Here is a 15,566-nt window from a genome sequence, read left to right as displayed (position 1 = left end):
GCCCCTTTGGCCTGTCTTTATCGGCCGCCCTGAGCGATCTTCACAAGGGCGGCCCACTCCGAGGAGGGGAAGGCCAGCGCACCGAGGCTCCGGTTCTGGGTGTCGAGCACTGCCGCACCGGTAGGGAGGTCGGCGACCTCTACGCAGTTGTCGCCAGAGCCGCTGTAGGAGGACTTGCGGAACCGCGCGACCTCTACACAGTTACTTCGGTCGCTGTAACTGGACTTGTGAAAGGTGAGCTCTTCGACGGCTAGGCGCATGCCTGAGTCCTTCGCTGGGGGTAGGGGTGCTCAGTTACTCATGCACACCCCTGCCCGCTGCTACACCTCAGGATCAGAGGAAAACGTCCCGAACCCCTGGGCCAGCTGAGGTCACCGTAGGGCTACTACCCGCTTGGCGCACTCAGCAGTAGAGTGAAGGACGAATGGATGCATGGCCCCCCGGGGACGGGGGGCCTCTCTCATGTCTGGTGGTTAGGCATCTGCCCGCACGGTCACGAGAAGCGCTCGCCACTCGGTGGGCTCGAACAGCAGGTGTCCAGCCTCCCGGTTCTGTGTGTCGCGGATCAGGTTCGCGTTGGGGAGATCAGCGACCTCGACGCAGTCTGAGGCGTTCGCGCTGTAGCTGCTCTTGCGGAACTGGATGGGGTCGGACGGGTGCATCGGATCTGCCTCTAGCTCGTGATGATCTGCTTCATCAGCTCTACGGATGCTGCCTTGGACAGGGCATCCATGCTGACGTGCTCGAATACCTTCTTGTACGCCGTGACCTGCGCCTCTTCCTCCATGTAGATACCGGTTTCAGTGGTGTCAACGTAAACGAGGGGCTGATCCAGCTCATCGGCGTAATCAAGGATCGTGAATGCGCCGCTGGTGGAGGCGAAGATCCCAGCTGACTGGGGGTGCACCTGGATGGTCACCGCGTTCAGAGCCTCGGCCATGTCGACTAGATGGCCGATCTGATGTTGAGCCAGGTCCGGGTCACTGCGCCTCAGTCGAATGAGGGCCTCTTCTGTGACGATCGCGTGCAGCTCAGGGGCATCGTCACGTTGCAGGATCTTTTGTCTGAGCACCCTGGCGGTCACGATGCGCTCGATCTCTTCTTCCGTGCGAGCGAGGGAGGCTCGTGCAGAGAGCGCGGCGTATTCGGGTGTCTGAAGCAGGCCAGGCATGACGATGGGCTGGAAGGTACTGATCTCGGCTGCTTCGGCCTCGAAGCCGATGAAGTCATCGGACAGCACATCGTCGAACTTCGTCCACCATCCGCGCTTCTTCGACTGCCGACCTAGTTCCAGGATGGCCTCGCGCTTCGCGGTATCGCTGATGCCGTAGGTGCTCATCAGGTCTTTGAGCGCACTCGAATCAGGGCGAGAGCGGCCTGCCTCCATGTGGTTCAGGCGGCCTGATGTCCAGCCCATTTGCTTGCGGGCGTCCTCGATGGACAGCCCGGCAGCCGTGCGCATGCGACGTAGCTCGCGAACAAGACGGCGCTTGCGGACTGTCGGTGACTCCCTCATGTCATTCCCTGTGTGGTGGGCGGATGGCGTGCCGATCATATGACGGAGACCCGAACTAGACATTTCGCTCAGTCTGAAAGTCTCCTCTTGACACTTCAGTCTGAAGTATTCAGTATGGGCTTGCATCCATTTTCCGCCGCCTATCCAGCGGCAACCGAACACCCGGAGTTCGCCCATGGCGCGATACCTGAACCTGTCTGAGCTGGCGCATGTGCGCTGGTTGGCTTCCGAAGCGATGCGTCGCCGTCGCCCCCGTCGGGCCAGGCGTGTACGCAGCTACGCTCCGGTTCCCCGAACCCTGATCTTGGGGCAGCCCTTGTGCTCTCCCCGCCCGCCACGGGTCCCGGCGCCCCGGAGGCCGTTGGACTCCGCGCCCCTGGACGTTCTCCAGGCCGTGCTCTCCGGACTTCAGCGGCTGGGGGTGGCGGCCTGATGCCGGACATCTACACCCGGGACCTGCTCACCGTCGTCGCCGAAGCTCTCCAGCCGCCTGCGCACCTGACCGCCTCTCAGTTGGCCGTGTGGCACTCCCACACACTGCGCAACCGGCTCCCCCTGATCAGGGAAGCGCTGCGCCTCGCTCACGAAGAGAACGACGCCGAGCTGGCCACCCAGCTCGTCGACCAGGCCATCGCCGATCACCCCAACCCGCCCCGCGCGGTCAGGGCGGTCGGGGGCGACGGGGCGAGCCTGCCGGTGCCCTCACAGGCGAACCCGCCCGCCGAGGAGGAGCTGCCCATCCCCGAGCACGTCCTGTGCACGCTCATCTACAGGCACTGGTGCATGACCATCGTGGGCACGCCGCCCCAGGAGACCTTCATGGCCTTTCGCCCCTTCGGGTGGTCGGGTGAGGGCGACCCCTTGGAGCGCATCACCGCACCCACCCGCCAGGGCCTCCTGCGCCTGCTGTGCCACCGGTTCCTGGGCCTTCACCACCCCGACGGCCCGAACCCGCCGCACACCTAAAACCGACTCGGTCCTCCAAGCCCCGCGCGCCCGCTGTGGCACCGGTCCCCAAGGCCCGGCGGGCGCGCGGCCCACCCCCACGACTCGGGTGCGATGGACAACCAAACGCCCTGTTCAGACCGGAACGGTCACGACTACATCCCGGACCAGCCACCCGTGAAGCGCGGCAACACGGCCACCGCCACCTGCCGCTACTGCGGGCACACGATCACCGCCACACGCTGAACCCTGCCAACCGTTCAGCACCCAGAAAAAAGCTCTGGCGGGTGCGCCAACACCCCCAGAGCAGGCCGACAACCAACACCAGATTCCAACAGGAAGCGAGTTGCCGACATGGCCATTGTGTCAAACATCCACGCCCCCACACCCCCGTTCGCGGGACGCCGCTGGCCCTCCCGCCTCTACCCGGGCGAGCTGGCCCAGACCGGGTGGGTGCGTGCGGACCTGGCCGCCGACCTGCACCGCCTGGCTGGACTCCCCGCCGAGACGGCCGAGAACCTGGTGCTCTGCGCCAGCGAGATGTTCGCCAACGCCTGCGCCCACTCCCGCTCCGGTGAGGACGTCGAGGGCCGGGTCATCCGCACCCTGCACATGCCCACCGCCTCCACCCTCCAGGTCGCGATCGTCGACGACGGCCAGCGCACTGACACCGCCGAGTTCCAGGCTCCGCAGACCCCGCAGCACACCATCGAGGAGTGGGAGCAGGCCGAGCGCGGCCGGGGCCTGCTGCTGATCGGCCACCTCGCCGACCGGTGGGGCACCCGCTCGGTGCTGGAATTCCCCTTCTGTGAAGGGTTGGGCACCGTGACCTGGGCCGAGTTCACCCTCCCCGAGGCCGACCGGTGACCGCCTCACAGCAGGTGAGTTCCGGGGTACGCCAACGCCTGGCCGCACCCCGGGGACACCGCTTCTCCCGCCCCGGCTCCAACCGCCCGCTGGTCGCCTCGCCCCAACCCCGGGAACACCGCCACTCCTCGGGCCCGTACTTCAGCACACCGGAAACCCACTCCGAACGCCAGGCGAGGCTGCTGCGGCAGATGGAAGGCAACCCCCGGGTGGCCCACATGCTCCGGCACGGCCCGACCCCGCAGTGGTTCGAGGTCGACCGCCAACGCCGCGAACAGGCCGAACGCGAAGCCCGACGGCTCGAAGAGGCCATCGTGGCCCTGACCGACGACAGCCCCGCCCCCACCCGGGGCCGCCACCGTGCCCCACGCCCCTGGTGGGGCTGGCCCGCCGTGGCCGTCAGCACCACGCTGCTCCTGGTCCAGTCCACCGTCGAGGCGTTTGGCCAGGCCGTCTTCCAGACCGGGTTCCCGCTCTGACCACCGATATCCGCGAACCCCGCGCGCCCGCTGACGCCCCGGCTCTGGTGATTTCGGCGGGCGCGCGCGGCACCACTCGCTCATCCCGTACGGGACGGCCGCCCCGGTGACTTCTGCGTCACCGCCATCGCCTCAGCACGAAAGGTCGCCGACAGTGGATCGGCGGCTGAGGGGGCGCGGATCCTCCTGGGGAGGGTTCCGGCCTCCCCTTCGAAGATGATCTTGCTACCAGGAGCAAGTTCGGCGCCGAACTTGCTCCTGGTAGCAAGATCACCGGGGGTTAGAGGGTTTCGGAAGCACCGGCAGGCCACCGGTCGGGTTTCGGTCTGCGGGGGAGTCGCCCGTCGGCACGGGCGCAGGAGCTCCAGAAAGCTCCCATCAATGATCTAGCGCCCGTACCGTTTGAGGCCGTCTGTGCTCAGGGTGACCCCGACCCCGGGGATCTCGACGGTGTGCCCGTAGCCGAGCTTGGCGATGTTGCGGTACCTGCCGCTCCTGGGCTCGCTGTGGACCGTGACGCTGTCGTCGTCGCGGTCCACCAGCAGGTAGACGCTGATGTCACAGGCGGCGTAGGCGTGGGCCTTCTCGACACGGTCACGGGCGTTGGTGTCGGAGTCCCATGAGGTGACCTCGACGACTACCAGAACCCCTGCGGGATCCGCCCACTCACCCTGTCCGGCGAAGTGGTCGACCGGCGCGAGGATGCCGTCCGGTCGTGCGCGTCCCCTGCGGTAGGTATCCAGTTTCAAGCCTTGGCCTGTGACATTCAGATCCAGGTCCGCGCGCTGGGTCATGAACTGGCGCATCAACCACATGAGAATCGCGTTGTGGTCGCTGTCGGGCGCGGTCCGGGTCTCCATCTGGCCGTTGAGGTACTCGAGAGTGACATCCTCACGGGCAGCAGCCTGGGCGATGACCTCGAACTGTTCGACACTCAGCTTCTCGACGGGGGGTCTCGGCGAGGAGTGTTCGAGCACGGTCATGGTGTGCGACCCCTTCCGGTGTGGGCACGGGTCCCGGAACGCAGCGTTCGGGCATCAGATTACAAGGTCGATGCCCCTCAGCGCCGAGGTTCGTGATGCACCGTGTGACCGCTCCCTCGGCGGGTGAGGTCACACGGAGTGGTCGAAACCGGAGCGGCGGTGAAGGCGTCTGACAGTGCAGGGGTACCCCGACTCGAAGAGGCCGATGTGTCCTACTCCCACAGTTCCACCCCGCACGACGGTTCGTCCTCGGATCGCAGTCCTGGCAGTGCTCTGATCGCGGCCATCTTCATGACCCTGTGCTGCAACCAGATCTGCGGCATCATCGCGATCGTGTTCTCCGCCATCGCCATGTCCAAGGAGTCCGAACCCGGCGAACAGGACCGATTCGTCGGCTACGCGTGGACGACGATGGGGATCGGCCTCGCCATCAGTGTGGTCCTGGTGCTCTTCTACTTCCTGTTCCTGGGCTCCATCAGCTGAACCCCGACATGAGCAGGACACACCTGGGGACCGCACCCGGGTCGGGAATTCAGCGGCGGGTGCGGTCCCTCGGTCAGTAGCGGTTGGGTCAGGGCTCCAGGGCCGGTTCCCCGGCCTTGCGGGTGGTCACGTTCAGCTTGTCGCGGTCGCCGCTCACGTCCACCAGGACGGTGTCGCCCTCGGTGAGTTCGCCGGAGAGCAGCTCGCGGGCGAGCGGGTCGCCGATCGAGGACTGCACCAGGCGGCGCAGCGGCCGGGCACCGTAGTTGGGGTCGTAGCCGGTCAGCGCCAGCCACTCGCGGGCGCCCGCGGTGACGTCCAGGGCGAGCTGGCGGTCGGCCAGCCGGCCAGCCAGCTTGTCCACCTGCAGGTCCACGATCCGGGTGAGGTCCTCGGTGGACAGCGCGTCGAACATGATCACGTCGTCCAGGCGGTTGAGGAACTCCGGCTTGAACGTGGCGCGCACGACGTCCATCACGCGCTCCCTGCGGGTGGCCTCCTCCAGAGACTGGTCCACCAGGAACTGCGAGCCCAGGTTGGAGGTGAGGATGAGGATGGTGTTGCGGAAGTCCACCTGGCGGCCCTGGCCGTCGGTCAGGCGACCGTCGTCCAGCACCTGCAGGAGGGTGTCGAACACCTCCAGGTGGGCCTTCTCCACCTCGTCCAGCAGCACTACGGTGTACGGGCGCCGCCGCACCGCCTCGGTGAGCTGGCCGCCCTCCTCGTAGCCCACGTACCCGGGAGGCGCACCCACCAGGCGGGACACCGAGTGCTTCTCGGAGTACTCGCTCATGTCGATGCGCACGATCGCGCGCTCGTCGTCGAACAGGAACTCGGCCAGCGCCTTGGCCAGCTCGGTCTTGCCCACACCCGTGGGCCCCAGGAACAGGAACGAACCCGTCGGCCGGTCCGGGTCGGAGATCCCCGCCCGGGCCCGGCGCACCGCGTCCGACACCGCCTGGACGGCGTCCTTCTGCCCGATCAGCCGCTGCCCCAGCTCGGCCTCCATCCGCAGCAGCTTGGAGGTCTCGCCCTCCATCAGCCGCCCCACCGGGATACCGGTCCAGGCGGAGACGACGTCGGCGATCTCGTCGGCGCCCACCTCGTCCTTGACCATGGTGTTCCCGGCGGAGGCCTCGGCGCTCTCCTCGGCCTTGGACGCCTCCTCGACCTGCTTCTCCAGCTGCGGGATGTCCCCGTACATCAGCCGGGAGGCCTCCTCGAAGCGGCCCTCGCGCTCGGCCAGTTCCGCCTTGGTGCGCAGTTCGTCCAGCTGGCCCTTGAGGTCACCGACCCGGTTCAGTCCGGCCTTCTCCTGCTCCCAGCGGGCCACCAGCCCGTTGAGTTTCTCCTGGTGGTCGGCGAGGTCGGCGCGCAGCCGCTCCAGCCGCTGCTGGCTCGCGGGGTCGGACTCCTTGTCGAGGGCCATCTCCTCCATCTTGAGGCGGTCGACGGTCCGGCGCAGTTCGTCGATCTCCACCGGGCTGGAGTCGATCTCCATCCGCAGCCGGGACGCGGCCTCGTCGATGAGGTCGATGGCCTTGTCCGGAAGGAACCGCGCGGTGATGTAGCGGTCCGAAAGCGTGGCCGCCGCCACCAGGGCGGAGTCGGAGATCTGCACCTTGTGGTGTGCCTCGTAACGGCCTTTGAGGCCGCGCAGGATCGCGATGGTGTCGGTGGCCGAGGGCTCGCCGACGAACACCTGCTGGAAGCGGCGCTCCAGCGCGGGGTCCTTCTCGATCTTCTCCCGGTACTCGTCCAGGGTGGTCGCGCCGACCATGCGCAGCTCACCGCGGGCCAGCATCGGCTTGAGCATGTTGCCCGCGTCCATGGCGCCCTCGGCCGCCCCCGCGCCCACCATGGTGTGGAGTTCGTCGATGAACGTGATGACCTGGCCCTCGGACTCCTTGATCTCCGAGAGCACCGCCTTGAGCCGCTCCTCGAACTCGCCGCGGTACTTGGCGCCCGCGACCATCGCGGACAGGTCGAGGCTGATCAGGCGTTTGCCGAGCAGCGACTGCGGCACGTCCCCGGCCACGATGCGCTGGGCCAGCCCCTCCACCACGGCGGTCTTGCCCACGCCCGGCTCACCGATGAGCACGGGGTTGTTCTTGGTGCGGCGGCTGAGCACCTGGATGACCCGGCGGATCTCCCCGTCCCGGCCGATGACCGGGTCCACCTTGCCCTCGCGGGCGCGTTCGGTGAGGTCCACACCGAACTTCTCCAGTGACTGGAAGGTGTCCTCGGGGTTCTCCGAGGTGACCTTGCCGGTACCGCGCACCCGCTCGAAGGCCTCAAGGAGGGTGTCCGGGGTGGCCCCGGCCTCGTTGAGCAGCCGAGCGGCCTCGCCGCCGTCGGTGGCCAGCCCGACCAGCAGGTGCTCGGTCGAGACGTACTCGTCCTCCATCTGCTGGGCGCGCTGGGCGGCGGTGTTGATGGAGACGATGAGCTGGCGCGAGGAGCTCGGTGAGCTGACCGTGGAACCGGCGGCCTTGGGCAGGTCGCCGATCGCCACCTCGACCTTGTCCTTGAGCTGGTCGGGGTTGGCGCCGACCTCCTTGAGCAGCGGCCGGGTGATGCCCTCGGCCTGCTCCAGGAGGGCGTACAGCAGGTGCAGCGGCTCGGTCTGCGGGCTGCCGTCGGTGGTGGCCTGACGGATCGCGGCGGCCAGAGCCTCCTGGCTCTTACGGGTGAGCTTGTAGTTCATGTCCGGTTACTCCTTCCACATAAAAAGTTACTCAGAGTGATGATTTCTGGCCGAACAGGCCCGTGTCAGCGGGCGGGAACCCCACCGGCCCGGTCAGCCCCGGACCGACCCGCCCGACTCCGGACCGTCCTGGTGGCCGCTCTGGCCGGACGGGCCGCCCTGGCCACCCGGACCACTCTGGCCGCCCTGGTCGTTTCGGCCGTTGCTCCGGTCGGGGTGTTCGCCCTCGGGTTCGGCGGTGTTGAAGATCGTGACGCGGGTGCGGCGCACCAGCTCCCCGCGCACCGGCCCACCTTCGGGGCGGGCCATCGGGCGGCCCCGCCGGGACACCGCACGGCGGGCCGCCTCCAGTTCGTTGGCCAGGTGGAACACCTGCTCACGCAGCTGCTCCACCTCGTGCTGCAGCTCCAGGATCCGCTTGATCCCGGCGAGGTTGATGCCTTCCTCCTGCGACAGGCGCTGCACCTCGCGCAGCGTCCGTACGTCGCGCATGGAGTACCGGCGCCCCCGGCCGGACGTGCGCCCCGGAGACACGATCCCCAGCCGGTCGTACTGCCGCAGCGTCTGCGGGTGCATACCGGCCAGCTCAGCGGCCACCGAGATCACGTAGACCGGTGCGTCGGCGCCGAAAGCAGGATCGTTCACGTTGTTCACGCGCCCTTCGCCCGCGCTTCGAGCCCGTCGCGCGGGTCGTAGTCGGAGGTCGCCGCGCGGAACTTCTCCAGAGCCTCGCGGGCGTCGCCGTTGAGTGTCTTGGGCACGTCCACCTCGAAGGTGACCAGCATGTTCCCGATGGTGCCGTCCTTGCGGGTGGCGCCCTTGCCGCGGACCCGCAGGGTGTGCCCGTTCTGGGTGCCCGGCGGCACCTTCACGGTCACCGGGAACCCGCTCAGGGTCGGAACCCTGACCTCGGCGCCCAGCGCCGCCTCGGGGAAGGTCACCGGGACCGTGATGGTGACGTTGTCGCCGCTCCTGCCGAACACCGGGTGTCCCTTCACGTGGACGACGACGTACAGGTCACCGTTGGGGCCGCCGTTCTCTCCGGGCGCGCCCTTGCCCTTGATGCGGATGCGCTGGCCGTCGCTCACTCCGGCCGGGATGCGCGTCTGTATGGTGCGGGTGCTCTTGCCGCGTCCGCTGCCGGTGCAGGTGGGGCAAGGGTCGTCGACCACGAGGCCGCGTCCCTTGCACTCGCTGCACGGGTCGGACAGCGAGAAGCCGCCCAGGTTGGTGCTCTCATGCCCGGTGCCGCTGCACTTGGGGCACATGCGCGGGGCCGTGCCGGCGCGCGCTCCCGTGCCCTTGCAGGTGTTGCACGGGGCCTCGCTGCTCAGCTGGAACGAACGGGTGACCCCGTCCGCGGCCTCGCGGAAGCTCAGTGTCGTCTCGGTCTCGACGTCGGCGCCGCGCCTGCTGCGGGTGGCCGTGCCCCCGCGCCCGCGGTTGCCGAACAGCCCGCCGAAGAGGTCGCTCAGGCGTTCGCCGCCGGCGGCTCCGCCACCGCCGCCGGAGCCCTGGCCGAAGATGTCGCTCATGTCGAACCCGCCGGGCCCGGCCCCGCCGGGACGGTACGAGCCGCCGAACATGGAGCGCGCCTCGTCGTACTCCTTACGGCGTTTCTCGTCCGACAGGACGTTGTACGCCTCGGAGATCTCCTTGAAGCGGTCCTCGGCCTTGGCGTCGCCAGTGTTGGCGTCCGGGTGGTTCTCCCGGGCCAGCTTGCGGTAGGACGACTTGATCTCGTCCTTGGAGGCGGTCTTTGAGACTCCCAGGACCTTGTAGTAGTCCTTCTCCAGGTAGTCCTTGGTGCTCATCGACTGGTGCCTTCTCCCGCTGGTGCCGGTTGCGTCCGATGTTTCCACGTTGCCCCGAACCGCGTGGGGCCGGGGGCGACCCGGGGCCGTGACCGACGCTCTCACGTCGGCCACGGCCGGGTCTACGGGCGTACTCGATGGGCGCGTGCACCGTCCGCGACGGACAGCGCCCACCGAACACGTCCTACGGGCGTACCCGCTCCTACTTCTTATCCTCGCCGCTCTCGCCGTTCCCAGCGGTCTCGGCACCCTCGGCGGCTTCGCTGGAGTCCGCGGAGCCGTCGGAGGACTCGTCGTCCGCCGCGCCCTCCATGGGCTCGCCGACCACCACACGGGCGGGGCGGAGAACGCGCTCACCCATCCGGTACCCGGGCTGGAACACCTCGATCACCGTCTGGACGGAGATGTTCGGGACGGGGACCAGGGTGAGGGCCTCGTGGACGTTCGGGTCGAACTCGTCGCCCTGCTCGGCGTACTTCTCCAGGCCCAGCTTGGTGGCCGTGGCCTCCAGGGCCTCACCCACCGCCTTGAACCCGCCGTTGAGCTCGTCGTGCTCACGGGCCCGACCGATGTCGTCCAGGACCGGCAGCAGTTCGCCGACGACCTGGGCGGTGGCCGCCTCGCGGACGGCCACGCGGTCGCGCTCGACACGCTTGCGGTAGTTGGCGTACTCCGCCTGCACCCGCTTGATGTCGTTGGTGAGCTCGATGACCCGCTCGTCCGCGTTGATCGCCTCGGTCACCACGGATTCCGGGGTGTCCGGGATCTCGATCTCGCTCTCGACGACCTCGGGCTCCTCCTCGGTGGACTCGCCCTTGGGGGCGCGGACCTCACCGGTCTCGGGGTCGACCTTGCGGTTGTCGCGGATCACCGGACCCTGGTTCTCGTCACCGTCACCGGTGTCAGGGTTGTTCTTGTCCGACAACGCCATGTCCGACGTTCCCTCCTTCCTCGGCTCTCACGGAACTCTCGGGTCAGGAACCCTGGTTGCCCTTGCCGTTGTCCTCGTCGACGATCTCGGCGTCGACCACGTCCGCGTCCTCGGCGGAGGCACCGCTGCCGGCGTCGGCGTTCTCGGCGCCGGGCTGGGCGGCGCCCTCACCCTGCTGGCCCTGGCTGTAGATCGCGGAACCGATCTTCTGGCTGGCCAGCGCGACCTTCTCGCTCGCGGAGCGGATGGCCTCGACGTCGGTGCCCTCGAGAGCGGTCTTCAGCTCGGCGACGGCGGCTTCGGTCTCGGAGCGCACGTCCGCCGGGACCTTGTCCTCGTTGTCCTTGATGACCTTCTCGGTCTGGTAGACGAGGGACTCGGCGTTGTTGCGGACCTCGGCCTCCTCGCGGCGCTTGCGGTCCTCCTCGGCGTACTGCTCGGCGTCGCGGACCATCTGGTCGATGTCGTCCTTGGACATCGCCGAACCACCGGAGATGGTGACGGTCTGCTCCTTGCCGGTGCCCAGGTCCTTCGCGGTGACGCTGACGATGCCGTTGGCGTCGATGTCGAAGGCGACCTCGATCTGCGGGACGCCGCGCGGCGCCGGGGGCAGACCGGTCAGGTCGAAGACGCCCAGCTTCTTGTTGTACTGGGCGATGTCGCGCTCGCCCTGGTACACCTGGATCTGCACGGACGGCTGGTTGTCGTCGGCCGTCGTGAAGATCTCGGAGCGCTTGGTCGGGATGGTGGTGTTCCGCTCGATGAGCTTGGTGAACACACCGCCCTTGGTCTCGATGCCCAGGGAGAGCGGGGTGACGTCCAGCAGCAGGACGTCCTTGACCTCGCCCTTGAGCACACCGGCCTGGAGCGCGGCACCGATGGCCACGACCTCGTCCGGGTTGACGCCCTTGTTGGGCTCCTTGCCGCCGGTCATCTCCTTGACGAGCTCGGCGATGGCGGGCATACGGGTCGAGCCGCCGACCAGAACCACGTGGTGGATCTCGTCCAGGCTGATCCCGGCGTCCTTGATGACCTGCTGGAACGGGGTCTTGGTCCGCTCGACCAGGTCGGCGGTCAGGCGCTGGAACTCGGCGCGGGTGAGCTTCTCGTCCAGGTGCAGCGGGCCCTCGGCCGAGGCCGTGATGTAGGGCAGGTTGATCTGCGACTCGCTGGAGCTGGAGAGCTCGATCTTGGCCTTCTCGGCGGCCTCGCGCAGACGCTGGAGCGCCATCTTGTCCTTGGACAGGTCGACGCCGTTGGAGTTCTTGAACTTCTCCACCAGCCAGTTGACGATCGCCTGGTCCCAGTCGTCGCCACCGAGGTGGTTGTCGCCGTTGGTCGCCTTGACCTCCACGACGCCGTCGCCGACCTCCAGGAGGGAGACGTCGAAGGTACCGCCACCGAGGTCGTAGACGAGGATCGTCGCCTCGTCCTCCTTCTCCAGGTGGTAGGCGAGCGCGGCCGAGGTGGGCTCGTTGATGATGCGCAGGACGTTGAGGCCCGCGATCGTGCCGGCTTCCTTGGTGGCCTGGCGCTGCGAGTCGCTGAAGTAGGCCGGGACGGTGATGACCGCGTCGGTCACGTCCTCGCCCAGGTAGGCCTCGGCGTCGCGCTTGAGCTTCTGCAGGATGAAGGCGCTGATCTGCTGCGGGTTGAAGGTCTTGTCGTCAATCTGCACCGACCAGTCGGTGCCGATGTGACGCTTCACCGAGCGGATGGTCCGGTCGACGTTGGTGACGGCCTGACGCTTGGCCACCTCACCGACGAGCACCTCACCGTTCTTGGCGAAGGCCACGACCGAAGGGGTGGTGCGGGAGCCCTCGGCGTTCGTGATGACCGTCGGCTCGCCACCCTCAAGGACCGCGACACACGAGTTCGTCGTACCGAGGTCGATTCCGACCGCACGTGCCATGGTTGTTTCCTCCGTCAAAGTTGAGTCGTTCAGGCGTAAGTTTGCTTCGTCGGGTGGGGGCTGTCAAGTCAGTTGAGTCGACCCGACTCAAGTTACTTCCTACGACCTGACAACGGGTGGCCACGCGGGGATGTTCCCGACCTGGGGTGATTTCACGAGGAAGATGTATGAACCCCGGGACAACTCGGGGACATCCTTGACCTGGAAATCAGGGGAGTCGGGGGCGTCTCGGGGTGGGTCGGGGGTGGGGTGGAGGTCGGGGCGGCGTCGGTGGCGCGGGGCACGGTGTTCGTTCCCTTGGGGCGAGCATGTTCTGCCAGGCGGGACACGACCGGTGGTCCCACCGATGCCCGGGTGTCCCCTGTTCGCTCCGGTGTCCGCTTACATAGAGGTGTGCGGCGCGTCCGGGGTGACTCGGGCGCACCCGAGTGAGGGAAGTGGCGACATGGCTGGCTACGGTTGGTACTCACTCGCACCCGCGTGCACGAGGCCCCGCAGCCCGGGCGTGCAGGGCGGAGAGTGCGTGGTCGTTCCAACAGTCGGCCCCTTGGGGTCGAGGGTCGATGGCGACCGCGCTATTACTCGCTAGTAACATCAATATGGACCACCGGTGTGTGGCGCACCGGATGACGAAAGCAGGATGGGAGGCCACGGACGATGCATCCTCTGTACTTGACACTGGGCATCATCACCTCGGTCTTCGCCGTGGTCGCGCTTGCCACGTTCGCCCTGGGTGGTTACCAGATCTGGCGAACCGTGAGTGTGGGCCGAGCGGTGGAGCCGGAGCGTACGGAGTCGCTGAGCAAGCGACTCACGATGACGCTGATCGAGATTCTCGCGCACACGAGGATGCTCAAGCGGCCGTGGGTCGGCGTGGCCCACTGGTTCGTGATGGTCTCGTTCCCGCTGCTGTTCTTCACGGTCGTCGAGGCCCAGGGCGAGGTCTTCAACCCGCACTTCAAGCTGCCGGTGATCTACGACTGGACCGTCTACGGCCTGGCCATCGAGGTCATCGCCGCGGCCAGCCTCGTGGGCATCATCGGCCTGACGATCTACCGCCTGCTCAACGGCCCGCACCGCAAGGGCAAGCAGTCCCGCTTCTTCAACTCCAAGACGTGGACCGCGTACTACGTCGAGGCCTACCTGTGGGCCCTGCTGATCTCGATCTTCGTGATCCGCGGTCTCAAGGTCGCCATCGAGGACTTCCCGTTCCCGGTCTGGGCGACCCCGGTCTCGCACGCCTTCGGCGCGATCATGCCGACCGACGCCGCCGTGGCCGAGCCCGCCATCGCGCTGGTCGCCGCGTTCAAGCTGGTCATCAGCTACGCGTTCTTCGTGGTGCTGTACTTCAACCTCACCATGGGTATCGGCTGGCACCGCTTCGTGGCGCCGTTCAACATCTTCTTCAAGCGCAACGCCGACGGCACTCCGACGCTCGGTGCCGCCAAGCAGATGATGGACAAGTCCGGCAAGAAGCCCCTCGACTTCGAGGAGGCCGACCCGGACGAGGACCCGTTCGGCGCGGGCAAGCTCGAGGACTTCACCTGGAAGGGCCTCCTCGACTTCACCAGCTGCACCGAGTGCGGCCGCTGCCAGTCGCAGTGCCCCGCCTGGAACACCGGTAAGCCGCTCTCGCCGAAGAAGGTCATCCTCGACCTCCAGAAGCACACCTACGAGAAGGCGCCGTACCTCCTCAAGGGCATCACCGAGGAGACCCTCGCCGAGGCCCCCGACAACAGCCACGCGGGCGTCGACGTCCTCGCCCTCCTCAACAAGCCGCTGGTCGGCACCGAGGAGGAGGGTGGCGTCATCCACCCCGACGAGCTGTGGGCCTGCACCAACTGCGGTGCGTGCGTGGAGCAGTGCCCGGTCGACATCGAGCACATCGACCACATCCTGGACATGCGCCGCTACCAGGTCATGGTCGAGTCCAACTTCCCGTCCGAGGCCAACACCCTGCTCAAGAACCTTGAGAACAAGGGCAACCCGTGGGGCATGGCCGAGGACCGCCGCATGGAGTGGATCGAGGAGCTCGCCTCCCAGGAGAACCCGGTCGAGGTCCCGGTCGTCGAGGACAAGCTGCCCGAGGGCACCGAGTACCTCTTCTGGGTCGGCTGCGCCGGTGCCCTGGAGGACCGCGCCAAGAAGACCACGAAGGCCATCGCCGAGCTGCTGGACATCGCGGGCGTCAAGTTCGCCGTCCTGGGCGGCATGGAGGCCTGCACCGGTGACCCGGCGCGCCGCCTGGGCATGGAGTACGTCTTCCAGATGCTGGCCCAGCAGAACGTGGAGACGCTCAACGACGCGGGCGTCACCAAGATCGTGGCCAGCTGCCCGCACTGCTTCAACACGCTGGCCAAGGAGTACCCGCAGCTGGGTGGCACCTACGAGGTCATCCACCACAGCCAGCTGTTGGCCAAGCTGGTCGAGGAGGGTCAGCTGACCCCGGTGAGCTCGATCGACGAGAACATCACCTACCACGACCCCTGCTTCCTGGGCCGCCACAACAAGGTGTACACGCCGCCGCGCGACATCATGGCACAGGTGCCCGGCATCAAGACGCAGGAGATGCACCGCCACAAGGAGCGCGGCTTCTGCTGTGGCGCCGGCGGTGCCCGCATGTGGATGGAGGAGCGGATCGGCAAGCGCATCAACACCGAGCGTGTTGACGAAGCGCTGACCACCAACCCCGACACCGTCTCCACCGCGTGCCCGTTCTGCCAGGTCATGCTCGGTGACGCGATCAACGAGAAGAAGTCCGCGGGCGAGGCCAAGGAGTCGCTGGAGGTCGTCGACGTCTCCCAGCTGCTGCTCCGTTCGGTCAAGGGTGAGAACCCGGCCGAGGGCGACGAACAGAAGGAGACCGCCGACGCCTAGCCACCCTGTGCTTGGGTGAGTTCTGGCCGAGACCGGAGAATCCGCGCGAGGG

The 15,566-nt window shown here is 67.5% G+C and carries 14 protein-coding genes; 5 read left to right on the top strand and 9 right to left on the bottom strand.

The genetic code is table 11. The annotated features are described in order from the left end of the window. Nucleotides 1-17: 17 nt before the first annotated feature. From D457_RS0115070 to D457_RS0115060, 3 genes are all read right to left on the bottom strand, one after another. A complete protein-coding gene (locus D457_RS0115070; RefSeq protein WP_017581500.1) occupies nt 18-260 on the bottom strand; it encodes a DUF397 domain-containing protein in 243 nt (80 codons plus the stop codon). 213 nt (nt 261-473) lie between these two features. Beyond that, nucleotides 474-662: a DUF397 domain-containing protein gene (locus D457_RS0115065; RefSeq protein ID WP_017581499.1), complete on the bottom strand. Its 189-nt coding sequence runs from the start codon at nt 660-662 to the stop codon at nt 474-476. 11 nt (nt 663-673) lie between these two features. Then, nucleotides 674-1,516 (bottom strand): helix-turn-helix domain-containing protein, encoded by an 843-nt coding sequence (locus D457_RS0115060; RefSeq protein ID WP_083926765.1) that lies wholly within the window; start codon nt 1,514-1,516, stop codon nt 674-676. 432 nt (nt 1,517-1,948) lie between these two features. On the opposite strand from D457_RS0115060, the gene D457_RS0115055 reads away from it, so the two are divergent. The 3 genes from D457_RS0115055 to D457_RS37050 all read left to right on the top strand — a co-directional run bounded on the left by D457_RS0115055 (nt 1,949) and on the right by D457_RS37050 (nt 3,807). Further along, a complete protein-coding gene (locus tag D457_RS0115055; protein WP_017581497.1) occupies nt 1,949-2,482 on the top strand; it encodes a hypothetical protein in 534 nt (177 codons plus the stop codon). Nucleotides 2,483-2,815: 333 nt separating this feature from the next. Then, nucleotides 2,816-3,328 carry an ATP-binding protein gene (locus D457_RS0115045; RefSeq protein ID WP_017581496.1) on the top strand — a complete coding sequence of 171 codons (513 nt, stop codon included), beginning with the start codon at nt 2,816-2,818 and terminating at the stop codon, nt 3,326-3,328. After that, the gene (locus D457_RS37050) at nt 3,325-3,807 is read left to right on the top strand and encodes a hypothetical protein (RefSeq protein WP_017581495.1); all 483 of its coding nucleotides are present in this window, start codon (nt 3,325-3,327) and stop codon (nt 3,805-3,807) included. Before D457_RS0115045 ends, D457_RS37050 begins: the two co-directional genes overlap by 4 nt. A gap of 386 nt (nt 3,808-4,193) precedes the next feature. Here the strand turns inward: D457_RS37050 and D457_RS0115035 are convergent, their stop codons facing one another. Beyond that, nucleotides 4,194-4,790, bottom strand: coding sequence for a Uma2 family endonuclease (locus D457_RS0115035; protein ID WP_017581494.1), 597 nt, complete (start codon nt 4,788-4,790; stop codon nt 4,194-4,196). Between the two features lie 207 nt (nt 4,791-4,997). On the opposite strand from D457_RS0115035, the gene D457_RS0115030 reads away from it, so the two are divergent. Then, a complete protein-coding gene (locus D457_RS0115030; protein ID WP_017581493.1) occupies nt 4,998-5,273 on the top strand; it encodes a hypothetical protein in 276 nt (91 codons plus the stop codon). Between the two features lie 88 nt (nt 5,274-5,361). Here the strand turns inward: D457_RS0115030 and clpB are convergent, their stop codons facing one another. The 5 genes from clpB to dnaK all read right to left on the bottom strand — a co-directional run bounded on the left by clpB (nt 5,362) and on the right by dnaK (nt 12,637). Beyond that, nucleotides 5,362-7,980 (bottom strand): ATP-dependent chaperone ClpB, encoded by a 2,619-nt coding sequence (clpB, locus tag D457_RS0115025; RefSeq protein ID WP_017581492.1) that lies wholly within the window; start codon nt 7,978-7,980, stop codon nt 5,362-5,364. Nucleotides 7,981-8,073: 93 nt separating this feature from the next. Next, nucleotides 8,074-8,634, bottom strand: coding sequence for a heat shock protein transcriptional repressor HspR (locus D457_RS0115020; protein ID WP_017581491.1), 561 nt, complete (start codon nt 8,632-8,634; stop codon nt 8,074-8,076). Continuing rightward, nucleotides 8,631-9,794, bottom strand: a complete 1,164-nt coding sequence (gene dnaJ / locus D457_RS0115015) for a molecular chaperone DnaJ (RefSeq protein ID WP_017581490.1) — start codon at nt 9,792-9,794, stop codon at nt 8,631-8,633. The genes D457_RS0115020 and dnaJ overlap by 4 nt, the downstream gene beginning before the upstream one ends. A 202-nt stretch (nt 9,795-9,996) precedes the next feature. Continuing rightward, a complete protein-coding gene (gene grpE, locus D457_RS0115010) occupies nt 9,997-10,725 on the bottom strand; it encodes a nucleotide exchange factor GrpE (protein ID WP_017581489.1) in 729 nt (242 codons plus the stop codon). A 43-nt stretch (nt 10,726-10,768) separates the two neighbouring features. Then, nucleotides 10,769-12,637 carry a molecular chaperone DnaK gene (gene dnaK, locus D457_RS0115005; RefSeq protein WP_017581488.1) on the bottom strand — a complete coding sequence of 623 codons (1,869 nt, stop codon included), beginning with the start codon at nt 12,635-12,637 and terminating at the stop codon, nt 10,769-10,771. 657 nt (nt 12,638-13,294) lie between these two features. Between dnaK and D457_RS0115000 the strand changes: the two genes are divergently transcribed. Further along, a complete protein-coding gene (locus D457_RS0115000; protein WP_017581487.1) occupies nt 13,295-15,514 on the top strand; it encodes a (Fe-S)-binding protein in 2,220 nt (739 codons plus the stop codon). The last annotated feature ends 52 nt before the right edge of the window (nt 15,515-15,566 follow it).

The organism is Nocardiopsis valliformis DSM 45023, assembly GCF_000340985.1.
In the GTDB taxonomy this organism is placed as follows: domain Bacteria; phylum Actinomycetota; class Actinomycetes; order Streptosporangiales; family Streptosporangiaceae; genus Nocardiopsis; species Nocardiopsis exhalans.
The sequence above is the reverse complement of the archived record's forward strand: the minus strand, read 5'-3'. Positions and strand labels throughout refer to the sequence as shown.